Consider the following 13477-nt stretch of genomic DNA (forward strand, 5'->3'; position numbering starts at 1 on the left):
CGGCCGGGGCACGCCCGGTCCCATTCCGAACCCGGAAGCTAAGCCGGCCAGCGCCGATGGTACTGCGGGGGAAGCCCGTGGGAGAGCAGGGCGCCGCTGACCGGTGGACGGCGTTTCGAAGGAAGGCCCGGAGGGGGAGACCCCTCCGGGCCTTCCTCGTTCTCGGGGCCCGAGGGGGCCCGGCTCATGGTCTCTGTGCGTATGGGGCGCATCGCCATCGACTTACGAGTACAATGATGAGCACGAATGTAGATGTGCGCTAAGTTGGTGGTGGGTATGGCCGAAGCCGGTATCGGCGTCGATATCGTGGAAATACATCGTATGGAGGAGATCCTTTCCAGGACCCCCTCGTTTACGACTCGCCTCTTCACCGATGAGGAGCGGGCGTATTGCGACGCGTCCGCCCGACCCGCCGCTCACTACGCGTGCCGTTTCGCCGCGCGCGAGGCCGTTCTGAAGGCTATCGGCACGGGCTTCGGCGACGGTGTCGGCAGGAAGGACGTATCGGTTTCCCGCGATCCCAGCGGGCGTCCCATCGCCGTGCTCGCCGGACGTGCTCGCGAGGTGGCCGATGAACTCGGGGTGGTCGAGGTCGCGATCTCCCTTTCGTTTACCAGCGACTTGGCCATCGCCAATGCCATGGCGATCACCGCCGATGTCCGTCCGAAACCCAAATCATCGAAGCGGGATGAAAAGGCTATGATCGCCCAGTCGTTCAAAGAGGCACGTTCGGTGCTAGACGATTTAGAGCGAATCCAAATCGAGGCAATTCCCCCAACCGATGCGCATGTGGATGATGCAGGACAGGAGCAGCTAGATGAAGCCGATTCTAAGCACTGAGGAAGTCGTCAAGCTCGAGGATATCATCGAGCGCGAGGGCACATCGAAAGCCGAGCTCATGGAGCATGCCGGCGAGTTCGTTGCCACGCTTGCCATGAGCTACGAGCCCAAGGAGGTCGTGGTTCTCGCCGGCTTCGGCAACAACGGTGGTGACGGATGGGTTGCCGCGGATATCCTGCAGCAGCGTGGCGTGCACGTCGTCGTCGCGACGCCCGTCGAACCCAACGAGGTCCCGAGCGCGTTGGCGCGCCATGTCGCCCGTCGTACCGCCGGCCGCGATGTCGACGTCATCGTCGGGCCGTCCCGCGATGAGCTCGAGGGGCTGCTCGACAAAGCCGACCTTGCCATCGACGCGATTCTCGGCACCGGTTTCCATGGCACGGTCAGGCCTCCCTTCTCGATTTGGATTCCCACGCTCAACGAGGCCGCGACGCGCGTCATCTCCGTCGACGTGCCTTCGGGTCTTGACGCCCAGACGGGTGTCGTCGAGGATTGCTGCGTGCAAGCCGATAAGACCGCGACGATGATCGCGCCCAAGATCGGCCTGTACAGCGCTGACGGCCCGAGCTATGTCGGCGAGCTCGTCTGCGGGGAGCTTTACGACCGCCTCGATGAGGTGATCGACGATGTCGATCATGCCGCCGAGATCGTGCAGGCATCGGACCTCGTCGAGTTCATGGAGCCCCTTCCCGCCAACATCAACAAGTACTCCCGCGGCTCCGTCCTGGTCGTAGCTGGATCCGCCCGGTATCCCGGGGCCGCCATGATGGCGGCGAAGGCGGCTGCCCGCGCCGGTGCCGGCTACGTCACGGTTGCGGCTCCCGACGCGTGCGCCAACCTGATCCGCATGGCGCTGCCCTCCGTTCCCGTGGTCGCGATCCCCTCCGATTCGCGCGGTTCGTTCGGCGCTGCCGCCCGTTCGGTCATCTGCGAGATCGCCCCGAAGTACGATTGCGTCCTGTGCGGTCCGGGCATGACGACCGCGGCCGGATGCATGCAGGTGGTAAGCGGCCTGCTCGAGCTCGATATCCCGCTGATCATGGATGCCGATGCCCTGAATTGCCTGGCGCGGCTTGCCATCGACGGCATCGATAAGACGCCCGAGCTCTACCGCCGTGAAGCCCCTTTGATCCTCACCCCGCACCATCGCGAGCTTTCGAGGCTCGTCGGCGATGTTCCCGTCGATGACCTGGGCAGCGCGATCGAAGCCGCCCAGCGTATCGTCTGGGCCGTCGGGTCCGACAATATGATCGTCGTCGCCAAGGGTGCGACGACGGCGATTGTGGGCGTCGAGAAGGTTCTGATTCCCATGGCTGGCCCGGCGTCGTTGGCCACCGCGGGCTCGGGTGACGTGCTCGCCGGAATCATGGCTGCAGCCGTCGCGACGTCCCACGGTGAGGTCGAGCGCTGGGAGGTCCTCGCTTCCTATGCGGTCGCCGTCCATTCCTACACGGGATTCGCCGCGTCGGCGGAATACGGCGAGCGCAGCGTTATCGCGACGGATCTGATCGATTTGATCGGCGAGGCGATGCAGCTTGTCGAGAACGAGGCTTGCAAGGACCTCGGCATCGCGGACGCACAGGGAGATGAATAGGGATGGCCATGCGTAGGGAGCCCGAGACGCGTTGGGCGTGGGTCGAGATCGATCGTGGTGCGTTGCGCCGCAACACGAGGGCGTTCAAGAACCTGCTCGGGCCGCGACAGCGCCTGTGCTGCGTGGTGAAGGCCGATGCGTACGGGCACGGCGCCGTCGAGTGCGCGAAGATCATGCATGCGACCGGTTGCGACCTGTTCGCGGTCGCCACGGTCAACGAGGGTGTCGAGCTGCGTGAAGGGGGCATCACGGAGCCGATCCTCGTACTCTCCGAGCCGCCCGTCACGGCTATCGACACGCTGCTGGAGCATCGCATCATGCCCTCGGTCTACACCTCCGAGTTCGCGCTCGCCTACGGCGAGCGGGCGGTGAGTTTGGGCACCGTCGGAAAGTACCACATGGCGATCGAGACCGGCATGAACCGTATCGGCGTCCACTACGCCGACGTGCTCGATTTCCGCCGTGAGGTCGATTTCCATCGCGGCATCCAGTGCGACGGCGTGTTCACGCACTTCGCGACGGCCGACGAATCGAATGGCTGGGACTACCAGTTGCAGCGTACGAGGTTCGACGAGGCGGTTGCCGCCATGCGCGATGCCGGGTACGACTGCGGCATCGTCCACTGCGACAACACCGCCGCGTCGATTCTGGACGCCTCCTCCCACTATGACATGATCCGCGCCGGTATCGGTCTGTACGGTCTGCAGCCGTGCGAGGCGACGCGTCCGGTGTTCCCGCTCGAGCCGGTCATGAGCGTGCGCGCCCGCGTGACGAGGACCATGCATCCGGCGATGGGCGAAGGTGTCGGCTACGGCTTCACCTATCGCGTACCGCGCGCCCGCGTTCAGATCTGCACGCTGCCCGTCGGCTATGCGGACGGACTGGCCCGCGTGCTCTCCAACCGCATGGACGTTTTGTTCCGTGGGGCGAGGATCCGCCAGGTTGGCAACATCTGCATGGACCAGTTCATGGTCGCCATCCAGCAGACCTCGATGAAGCAGATGCCCGAGGCCGAGATCGGCGACGTCATGACCATCATCGGCCGTGACGGCGACGCCGAGATCACGATGGACGAGATGGCGAATCTGCGCGGAACGATCAGCTACGAGGTGGCATGCGGGTTCGGCATGCGTCTCGAGAAAATCTATTGCTAGGGAGCAACCGTGGGCGTGATGCATATTCCCGGCCATGATAAGCAGAAACCCCGCGAGGTCACGCTGGAGGAGATCCGCGGCGTCATGGGCGATTGCCGGCTTTGTCCGCTCTACGAGACGCGTACGAAGATCGTGTTCGGCGTCGGGAACCCGCGTGCCCGTGTGATGTTCGTCGGTGAGGCGCCCGGGCGCAACGAGGACCTGCAGGGCGAGCCGTTCGTCGGGCGCGCGGGCGAGAACCTGAACGCGATCCTGTCGCTCGCCGGTCTGAAGCGCGAGGATATCTACATCGCGAACGTGCTCAAGTGCCGCCCTCCCGGAAATCGCAATCCACGGCCCGAGGAGGTGCTCGCGTGTTCGCCGTTTTTGCGCGAGCAGATCAGGAGCATCTGGCCCGATATCATCGTGACGCTCGGCAACCCTGCGACGCATTTCGTGTTGAAGACCGAGATCGGCATCACCAAGTTGCGCGGCCGTTTTCACCAGATGGGGCATTTCGTGGTCATGCCGACCTTCCATCCCGCCGCGGCGCTGCGCAACCCTGCATGGCAGGAGCTGCTCGAAGCCGATTTCAGGATGCTCGGTGATTATCTGGCGCGCCACCCGGAGGACGGGCCGGTGATCCCCGCGACTGCCCACTCCGACGCGCTGCCTCGGGTGGAGGAGTAGCCATGGCGCTGGTGCGACGGGAGGCCGGGCACTACGGCAGCTCGGCGGTGTCGGACACGGTGCGATTCGGCGAGCTGGTCGCGACGCGCGTCCAAGACGGCGACGTGCTGGTGCTGACCGGCGGACTCGGCGTGGGCAAGACCCACTTCACGAAGGGGCTGGCGCACGGTTTGGGCGACGGGCATCCGGTGACGAGCCCGACGTTCGCCTTGATGGCCGTGCACGATGGCGGGCGCATCCCGCTGTTCCATTTCGACCTATACCGCCTGGAACATGCGTACGAGCTCGAGGATACGGGCATATACGACGTGCTCGGCTACGAAGGGGTCTGCGCGCTCGAATGGGGCGAGCAGTTCCAAGACGACCTGACCGACGAGTACCTCTCCGTGACGCTCTCGCGCGTCGAGGACGATCCGGATGCGAGGAGTATCGTGCTGGCGCCCCATGGAGTCCGCGCCGAGGAACTCGCCGCGCAGATCGATGAAGCCGTCGTTCGATCAGGTGCGATGTAGCGCATCGCCCCGTGGCGCCGGCTGGCGTGCGCGGGCTGTCGACGGCAGCCCGTGCAACAAGGCGTAAACGCAGGAATATGACCCGGAAAGGGGCGCGAAAGCGATGAGGACAGGTGACGGGCGGCTCTTGGTGGCCGTATTGGATACCTCGACCGATATGCTGGCATGTGCCGTGGCGTGGTGGGATCCTGCCGACTCGGCGGATGTTTCATCCCCGGCTGCGGGCATCGAGCTTCTGGCGAGCGCGGACCATCTGTGCCGCCGCCGTGCGAACGTCGAGCTGGTCGATACGCTGGGGCGTGCGCTCACGCAGGCGGGCAAGACCATGAACGACGTGGACGCCCTGCTTGTAGGCCGCGGACCCGGCTCGTTCACGGGTGTCCGCATCGGCATCTCGACCGCCAAGGGGCTCGCTTGCGGTGCGAACATCCCACTGTACGGTGCCTCGACGCTGGACGCCTGCGCATGGGTGGCGTGGGACGCCGGCGTGCGCGGGCTGGTGGGCGTCGTGGCGGACGCGATGCGCGGAGAGGTGTATCCGGGCCTGTATCGCTTGGATGACGCCGGCGCCACGCGTCTGTTCGAGCGCGAGCATGTTCTGAAGGCGGCCGATGCCGCCGCGGCGTGGGCGGCGCGCCCCGATGCGGCGTGCCTGCAGCTCACCGGCGACGGTCTCAAGCGATACGGCAGGCTGTTCGAGGAGGTGGGCCTTGTCGAGCGGGTCGATGAGTCGCTGTGGCATCCCACGGGGAAGGGCCTTCTGTACGCCGCCGCGTATGCCGCGCGGCACACGGGACGTGCCGATACATGCGATCCCGCGCTCGTGCTACCCGTTTACACGCGTCTGTCCGACGCCGAGGAAAACGAGCGCAAGCGCCTCGGACTCGCCGAGAGCGCCAATACGGTGACGACGGGGGTCGCCGACGAGCTCGCCGGACGTCATCTGCAGGTGCGCCCCATGGCGTCCGCGGACGCCGAGGCCATGGCCGCCCTCGAGGCAGAGAGCTTCGAGGGCGCGGGTCATGCTCCATGGAACGCCTCCATGTTCCTGTCCGAGCTCGATCCGAATGCGGCTGCCGCCCGTTCCTGGTGGGTGGCGCACGATAATGGTGAGCTGCTCGGCTTTGCCGGCGGCATGGTCGTCGATACCGACATCGAGATCCTCGACGTCGCGGTCGCCGCGGCGCATCGCCGCGAGGGTATCGCCCGCAAGCTGCTCGCGCACGTGAGCTATGACGCGCAGATGCTCGGATGCACGACGGCTTCGCTCGAGGTCGAGGAGGGCAACGATGCCGCCGCCGCGCTCTACGAGCAGCTCGGCTTCCGGGAAGTCGGGCGCAGGCGCGACTACTATGGGACGGGCCGCGACGCTCGCGTGCTGCAGGCATCGCTGCCGCTGAATCTGCCGGTCGACCCCGCGTCCCCCGAGCCCACGGCAGCCGCCCGCCGCGCGTGGCCCCTGCCCGAGCCCGTCCGCGATGCGGACGAGCGCGCCGAGCTCGAGCGCAGGCAGCTCGTGCTGGCGATCGAGAGCTCCTGCGACGAGACGGCCGTCGCCATCATCGACGACGACGGCACCCTACTCGCCAATCAGGTCTCGACGCAGATCGATTTCCATGCGCGTTTCGGCGGCGTGGTGCCCGAGATCGCCTCGCGCAAACACGTCGAGGTCATCGTCGGGGTCGTCGAGGCGGCGCTCGAGGAAGCCGCGGCTTCCCTCGGCTTCGCCGGCGGTCCGATCTCGCCGCGCGAGCTCGCCGCCGTCGGCGTCACGCAGGGACCGGGCCTGGTCGGCGCGCTCGTGGTGGGCGTCGCGTTCGCAAAGGGGTTCGCCTATGCCGCGGACAAGCCGCTCATCTGCGTGAATCATCTTGAGGGCCATCTCTATGCGAACCTTTTGACGACCCCCGACCTCAAGCCGCCCTTCATCTTCACGCTCGTATCGGGCGGGCATACCATGCTCGTCCACGTTCGCGCGTGGGGTGATTACGAGGTGCTGGGCGAGACGCTCGACGATGCGGTCGGCGAGGCGTTCGACAAGGTTGCCAAGGCCCTCGGCTTGGGCTATCCGGGCGGACCGGTCATCTCGCGCCTCGCGGAGACCGGCGACCCCCATGCCATCGAGTTTCCGCGTGCGTTGAACCGGCGTGGCGACTACCGTTTCTCGCTGTCCGGTCTCAAGACGGCGGTCACGCTCTATATCGAACAGGAACAGCGGGCGGGACGACCGATCCATCTGCCGGATCTGTGCGCGTCGTTCGAGGCGGCCGTGTTCGATGTCCAGTACAAGAAGGCGAAGGGCGCGCTGCGCGAGACAGGCGCCTGCGAGTACTGCATCGGCGGAGGCGTGGCGGCCAATCCGCACTTGCGCGAGATGATGATCAGGAAGCTTTCGCGTCAGGGCATCCGCGTGACGGTGCCCCCGCAGAACGCCTGCACCGATAACGCGGCGATGATCGCGGTCGTCGCACGCGAGAAGTACCTGCGCGGCGAGTTCTCCTCCTTCGACGTCGACGCCGATCCCAACATGACCCTGTAGCCGCTCCTCGTCCCGCGGGGCAGCTACAGGCCGTCGGGAAGGCCGATGACACGCGCGAGCTCGGCTGGCGAGTCGACCACGTAGTCGGCACCCGCCCGCTCGAGTTCCTCTCGACCGCGAAATCCCCAGGTGACGCCTGCCACATCGAGGCCGGCGTTGTGACCGCAGGCGACGTCGACGTTCGAATCGCCTACATAGAGCGTGCTGCCGGGGTCCCCATCGAGCTGCTCGAGCACGTGGAGGGTGATGGGCGGCGCCGGTTTCGGTTCGTATCCGTCGATATGCCCCTGCACGACCGAGAAGCAGCCAGGGCCGAAATGTCGCTCGACGAGCGGCCGCGCCGCAGCATGGTCTTTATTGGTGAGCACGGCGAGCGTGATCCCGGCTTTGCGCAGCGCGTCGAGCAGGCCGGCGACGCCCGCATAGGGGTGCGTGTGGTCCTCCTTGTGCGCGTCGTAGTACGCACGGAATTCCGCCAAGGCGCGCCCGGCAATGAGCGGGTTACCCGCGAATTCGGCCGGCATGAAGCGCTCGACGAGCTTCTCGACGCCGTTTCCGACCTTATAGCGGTAAGCCTCGGTGGGGAAAGTCGGCCAACCGTGTGCCTGGCACACATGGTTCGCGGAGCGGGCGAGGTCCTCCAAGGTGTCGAGGAGCGTCCCGTCGAGGTCGAAGATCACCTGTGTGTACATGACGTCATCCAAACGCGTTCGATGCGGTTAGCAGATGCGGGGGAGCTGTTCGCCGACGAGCATGTCGAGGATCCTCGTCGCGCCCCAGCCGGTGCGGACGCGGACGTGCGGCTCGCGTCCGCGATCGAGCTCGCGCACGCGTCCGATGATCGCGGCCTGCTCGCCGTAGCGCGTCCTGCGCATGGCTTCGAGTGCCGCCGTCGCCTCCTGTTCGGGCACGACGGCGACCATCTTGCCCTCGTTGGCGACCTGAAGCGGATCGTAGCCGAGCATCTCGCACGCGCCGCGCACGGCGGGGCGGACGGGGACGGCGTCCTCATCGATCTCGATGGCGACGCGGCTCGCCTCGGCGAACTCGTTCAGGGTGCTCGCCAGGCCGCCGCGCGTCGGGTCGCGGAAGCAGCGCGTGCGGGGCGCCGCCTGCATGACGGCGGCGATCAGGTGGTTGAGGGGCGCGGCGTCGCTCACGATATCGGTGTCGAATGCGAGGCCCTCGCGTTGGCTCATGATGGCGATGCCGTGATCGCCGAGCGTGCCGGATACGAGTATGACGTCGCCGGGAGTACAGGCGCCGGCGGATAGACAGATGCCTGCCGGCACCTCGCCCACGCCCGTGGTGTTGATATACACGCCGTCGGCCGATCCGCGCTCGACGACCTTGGTGTCCCCGGTGACGATCCGCACGTCGGCCTCGCGTGCCGCCTCGGCCATGCTGCGCGCGATCGTGCGCAAATCGTCGAGCGGGTAGCCCTCCTCGAGGATGAACCCGCAGGAGAGATAGCGCACGTGCGCGCCGCTGGTGGCGACGTCGTTGACGGTGCCGCACACGGCGAGCCTGCCGATATCGCCACCGGGGAAGAACTGCGGGGTGACCACGAAGCTGTCGGTCGACAGGGCGATGCGGCCGGTTGCGGGCAGCTCGCCCACACCTGCATCGTTGCCGGCATGAAGCTCGGGCGCGTCGAACGCCTCGAGGAAGATCTCGTCGATCAGGCGCTTCATCATCTGGCCGCCCGATCCATGGCCCATGAGCACGGTGGCATCGGTCATGTCGACTCCTTTGCGGGACGGGGACGCGTCGGTCGTCCCTTACGAACGGTAGCGGAAGTAGGCGGCGCAGCTGCCCTCGCTCGAGACCATGCAGGGGCCGACCGCATGCTCCGGTGTGCAGATGCGATCGAACAGGGGGCAACCCTCGGGCGTGATCCGGCCACGCAGGACATCCCCGCAGCGACATCCGGCGGGCTCCACGGTCGTCTCGGTGTCGACATCGAAGCGCACCGCCGCGTCGTAGCGCGACAGCTCCGGTTTGATGCGCAGGCCGGACGACGGCAGGGTGCCGAGCCCGCGCCATACGGCGTCGACCGGCTCGAAAACCTGGTCGACGAGCGCGCGGGCGACGGGATTTCCCTCGGTGCGGACACCGCGACGGTATGCGTTGACGATGGCGGGCTTGCCCTCGGCGACCATATCGACGAGCAGGCTCACCCCTTCGAGGATATCGGTGGGCTCGAAGCCGGTGACAACGCCGGGCAGACCGAACTCGTCTACCAAAAAGCGGTAGGGCGAAAGCCCGGTGATGGTCGAGACGTGTCCGGGCAGGATGAACCCGTCGATGCGGGTTTCGGGGTCTCCGGCGATCGCGCGCAGGGCGGCCGGCGTCATCTTGTTGGCGCAAAACATCGAGAAGTTGTCGCTGGCGCGATCGGCCGCCTCCAAAAGACACGCCGCCATCGCCGGCGTCGTGGTCTCGAAACCGACGCTGATGAAGACGACCTGTCGGTCGGGGTGCGCGCGGGCGAGATCCAACACGTCGAGCGGCGAATAGACGATACGCACGTCGCGGCCGGCGGCCTTTTCCGCCGCGAGCGAGGTCGTCGATCCGGGTACGCGCATCATGTCGCCGAAGGTGGCGACGATGACGTCGTCGAGGCGCGCGAGCGCGATGGCGTGGTCGATATCCCGATTGGCCGTCACGCAGACCGGGCAACCCGGGCCGGAGAGCAGCTTGAGCCCCGGCGGCAGGACGGACCGGAAACCGTAGCGACCGATGCTCATCGTGTGCGTGCCGCAGACCTCCATGAGGTTGATCTGCCGCTCACCGACGCGGTTGCGGATCCGGGCGATGAGCTCACGCACCACATGGGGGTCGCGAAACGCGGCGAAGTCGATGGTTTGGTCGGTGCGGGTCGTGGACATGCTCATGCGGATGCCCCGGCACCGGTCGGCAGCTCCTCCTCGACGAGATCGTCGAGCTCGCGCATGAGGGCGATGGTCTCGGCGGCCTCGTCGGGGTCGATGACCTGGATGGAGAATCCCGCATGGACGAGGACGAAGTCGCCCGCGCGCGCCTCGGGCGTCAGGCGAAGCGAGACGGGGCGACGTGCGCCGAGCATGTCGACGTCAGCGCGGCCATCCTCTCCGATGGAGACGATCTTTCCCGGTACGGCCAGGCACATGCTGCTCACTTCCTTTCGGGCATGGTGCCCGATGGCGTTCATGGTGATCGCGGAACATGGTAGCGCTCCGCCCCCGAGCCGACAACGGTGGAGGGCGAGCCCTGCTAAAGCATCACGCGCGTGCGCCCGCCGACGCCGCGAGGCGCGCGCGGGCGACGACCGCCTGCCCGTAGGCGATGCAGCCGTCGTTGACGGGAACGCCAGTCGGGACGAGGATGGAGAACCCCGCCCGTGAGAGGCGCTCGATCGCGGCCTCGAGCAGCAATCGGTTCAAGAACACTCCGCCCGAGAGCGCCACGGCGGCGATGCCGGTCTGCTCGCGCACCGCGGATGCGGCATCCACCATCATGGAGGCGACGGCGTCGTGGAAGCGCCATGCGAGGACGCCGGCGTCGACCTGCGCCGCACGGCCGTCCAGCAGCGCTCGGACGACCGGCTCCGAATCGATGATGAGCGCCCCGTTGGCATCCGGCGTCAGGTCGAACCGCATCTGCGGGTCGATGCCCGGCTCGTGGTTTCGGGGAGCTTGAGCCCACGCCGCCGCTTCGAGCCTGCAGGCGGGTTCCCCCTCGTAGGTCGCTGTGCCGGCTATACCCAGAAGCGCGGCGACCGCGTCGAACAGCCTGCCCGTGCTGCTGGTCACCGGGCAGTTGATGGCCCGCGTGAGCATGGTCTCCGTGATTGCGCGCTCTCGCTCGTCCATGCCGGCGGACAGGGGCACCGCGCCGGGATGGTCGAGCAGGCCGAGTTCGTGGAGCAAGCCGTGGGCGCATCGGCGTGCGTCGCGTATCGAGGCGGCGCCCCCGGGCAGGCGCCAGGTGCGCAGATGGGCGGCGCGCGTGGCATCGGTGAGCGTGGCGATAAGGACCTCGCCTCCCCAGATGGTTCCGTCGGGTCCGGCGCCCGTGCCGTCGAAGGCGAAACCGATGACCGGCTCGTCTGCGCCGAGGGAGCCGGCGCATATCGCTTCGGCGATCACCGAGGCGATATGCGCATGGTGGTGCTGGACCTCGATGAGCGGGATGCCGCGCGTCTCCGCCTCGCGTCGTGCCCACACGCTGGAGAGATAAGTGGGATGGAGGTCGCAGGCGAGGGCCTCCGGGCGAAGGTCGAACAACTCCTCGAGCCTCGTACGCGCCTCATGCCATGCGTCGAGGGTCTCGGCGTTCTCGATGTCGCCGATATGCTGGGAGACGATGCAGTAGGGGTCGTTCGCGTCCTCGCGCGTGAGGGCGACCGTCGCCTTCTGCTCGGGGCCGCATGCCAAAACGCAGGGGATATCCGCCGCATCGGTTCTCGGAATCGGCAACGGCCGCGGCGCGTAGCCGCGCGCGCGGCGGACGGGCAGGGTCGTGCCACCCACGATGCGCACGACCGAGTCGTCGTAGCGCGCGAGGATCGGCCGGTCGTTGCCGAGCAGCGCATCGGCGATGCCGGTCGCGACGAGGTGCTCCCAGGCTGCGCGATCATCCACCTCGATGGGCTCCTCGCTGAGGTTTCCGCTGGTCATAACCAAGGCGGTGATTCCCCGTTGGGCACATGTCGCGAGCAGGAGGTGCTGCAGCGGCGTGTAGGGGAGCATGACCCCTATGTCGGGCAGGCCGCAGGTGAGCGAGAGGGCAAGCCGCGGGCTCACCGTCTGCGGTGGGTACCGTAGCAGCACGATGGGGCGCACGCTACCGGCAAGAACATCCATCTCCTCGTCGCTGGGCGCCGCATCGTGCGGAAGCAGCGGGCCGAGGTCCTGACGACGCACCATGATGGCGAGGGGTTTGTTGCTGCGACGCTTGCGACGGCGGAGCTCGGAGACGGCGGTCTCGTTTTCCGCATCGCAGGCGAGGTGGAATCCGCCGAGTCCCTTGATGGCGACGATGCCGCCGTCGGCGATGAGGTCGGCGCAGCGGGCGATGATCGCATCGCTTTCCGCTCGCGTCGCTCCGACGACAGGCTCCGACGGTCCGTCCGATTCGGTGCGTTCGCGCCAGGTGATATGGGGCCCGCAGGCAAAGCATGCGTCGGGTTGCGCGTGGAACCGCCGGTCGCCGGGGTCGGTGTACTCCGCTGCGCAGGCGGGGCACATGGGGAACCGGTCCATGGAGGTCGCGGGGCGGTCGTAGGGCAGCGAGCGGATGATGGTGAAGCGCGGGCCGCAGTTCGTGCAGTTGATGAAGGGGTAGTGGTAGCGCCTATCCGTCGGGTCGAAGAGTTCGCGCAGGCAGTCCTCGCAGGTCGCGATGTCGGGTGAGACGAGCGTGGTGCGCGCCGTCGCGTCGTCGGAGGCGACGATCCGGAAATCCGTGGGGACATCGTCGCCATCGGGCGCAGCGATGTCGGAAACGTGGACGCGCTCGATGCGGGAGGCCGCGGGCGCGTCGCTTCGGAGCGCGCGGACGAACGCGTCGACATCGTCCCGGTCGCCATGCGCCTCGATGTGGACGCCGTCGCCCGCGTTGAGCACCCAGCCCGCGATGCGGTGTTCGCGCGCTGCGCGATAGACGAACGGGCGCATGCCTACGCCCTGCACGATGCCGGTGACGTGGATGTGAACGTGCCTGCGCTCCATATGCGTTCGGCCTAGATGTCCAAGCTGGTGCCCGTCGCGGCGCAGGTCAGCTCGCCGTGCTTGACGCCGCGTAGGCCCAAGAGCTTGTCGGCGAGCTCGTAGATGCGCGCTCCGCGCCCTTTGAGCGCGAGGATCTCCAGGCAGTTGCGGTGGTCGAGGTGGACGTGCATGGTCGAGACGATCTCTGCCGTGTAGTCGTGCTGGACCTCGTCGAGCCTGCGCGTAAGATCGCCGGTGTGGTGGTCGTAGATCATCGTGAGGGAGCCGATAACCTGCTCGTCGGGGGTGCGCAGGTGTTCGTGCACCACCGCGGAGCGCATGAGGTCGCGGATCGATTCGGAGCGGTTGCGGGCATCCCCGCGCTTCTCTATGAGCGCATCGTATTCACGAAGCAGCTCCGCCGGCACGGCGACCGAAAAACGCGCGAGCTCGCCGGCGCCGTCATAGCCGCCCAT

Annotated in this window: 12 protein-coding genes and 1 rRNA gene; 7 read left to right on the plus strand and 6 right to left on the minus strand. The window is 67.1% G+C overall.

Annotation, left to right across the window (positions count from 1 at the left end; translation table 11 throughout):
- The 7 genes from rrf to tsaD all read left to right on the plus strand — a co-directional run.
- Positions 1–102, plus strand: a 5S ribosomal RNA gene (rrf, locus tag I6E04_RS07420); the annotation flags it as partial.
- Positions 103–276: 174 nt separating this feature from the next.
- Positions 277–840 carry a holo-ACP synthase gene (gene acpS, locus I6E04_RS07425; RefSeq protein ID WP_235422557.1) on the plus strand — a complete coding sequence of 188 codons (564 nt, stop codon included), beginning with the start codon at positions 277–279 and terminating at the stop codon, positions 838–840.
- A complete protein-coding gene (locus tag I6E04_RS07430; protein WP_235422558.1) occupies positions 818–2434 on the plus strand; it encodes an NAD(P)H-hydrate dehydratase in 1617 nt (538 codons plus the stop codon). Before acpS ends, I6E04_RS07430 begins: the two co-directional genes overlap by 23 nt.
- Before the next feature lie 2 nt (positions 2435–2436).
- Positions 2437–3588: an alanine racemase gene (gene alr, locus I6E04_RS07435; protein ID WP_235422559.1), complete on the plus strand. Its 1152-nt coding sequence runs from the start codon at positions 2437–2439 to the stop codon at positions 3586–3588.
- 9 nt (positions 3589–3597) lie between these two features.
- Positions 3598–4257, plus strand: coding sequence for a uracil-DNA glycosylase (locus I6E04_RS07440; RefSeq protein ID WP_235422560.1), 660 nt, complete (start codon positions 3598–3600; stop codon positions 4255–4257).
- A 2-nt stretch (positions 4258–4259) separates the two neighbouring features.
- Positions 4260–4769: a tRNA (adenosine(37)-N6)-threonylcarbamoyltransferase complex ATPase subunit type 1 TsaE gene (tsaE, locus tag I6E04_RS07445; RefSeq protein WP_235422561.1), complete on the plus strand. Its 510-nt coding sequence runs from the start codon at positions 4260–4262 to the stop codon at positions 4767–4769.
- Positions 4770–4872: 103 nt separating this feature from the next.
- Positions 4873–7308, plus strand: a complete 2436-nt coding sequence (gene tsaD / locus I6E04_RS07450; RefSeq protein ID WP_235422562.1) for a tRNA (adenosine(37)-N6)-threonylcarbamoyltransferase complex transferase subunit TsaD — start codon at positions 4873–4875, stop codon at positions 7306–7308.
- Positions 7309–7331: 23 nt separating this feature from the next.
- Here tsaD and I6E04_RS07455 read toward each other — a convergent pair whose 3' ends face one another.
- From I6E04_RS07455 to nikR, 6 genes are all read right to left on the minus strand, one after another.
- Positions 7332–8000, minus strand: a complete 669-nt coding sequence (locus tag I6E04_RS07455; protein ID WP_235422563.1) for an HAD family hydrolase — start codon at positions 7998–8000, stop codon at positions 7332–7334.
- A gap of 27 nt (positions 8001–8027) precedes the next feature.
- Positions 8028–9050, minus strand: a complete 1023-nt coding sequence (gene hypE / locus I6E04_RS07460; protein WP_235422564.1) for a hydrogenase expression/formation protein HypE — start codon at positions 9048–9050, stop codon at positions 8028–8030.
- A gap of 39 nt (positions 9051–9089) precedes the next feature.
- Positions 9090–10205, minus strand: coding sequence for a hydrogenase formation protein HypD (hypD, locus tag I6E04_RS07465; RefSeq protein WP_235422565.1), 1116 nt, complete (start codon positions 10203–10205; stop codon positions 9090–9092).
- Entirely contained in the window at positions 10202–10459 is a 258-nt protein-coding gene (locus tag I6E04_RS07470) for a HypC/HybG/HupF family hydrogenase formation chaperone (protein ID WP_235422566.1), read from the minus strand. The genes hypD and I6E04_RS07470 overlap by 4 nt, the downstream gene beginning before the upstream one ends.
- Before the next feature lie 112 nt (positions 10460–10571).
- Positions 10572–13022, minus strand: a complete 2451-nt coding sequence (gene hypF, locus I6E04_RS07475) for a carbamoyltransferase HypF (RefSeq protein ID WP_235422567.1) — start codon at positions 13020–13022, stop codon at positions 10572–10574.
- Between the two features lie 11 nt (positions 13023–13033).
- Entirely contained in the window at positions 13034–13477 is a 444-nt protein-coding gene (nikR, locus tag I6E04_RS07480; RefSeq protein ID WP_235422568.1) for a nickel-responsive transcriptional regulator NikR, read from the minus strand.

Origin of the sequence: Collinsella tanakaei, assembly GCF_021531055.1 — a bacterium.
GTDB lineage: Bacteria > Actinomycetota > Coriobacteriia > Coriobacteriales > Coriobacteriaceae > Collinsella > Collinsella tanakaei_B.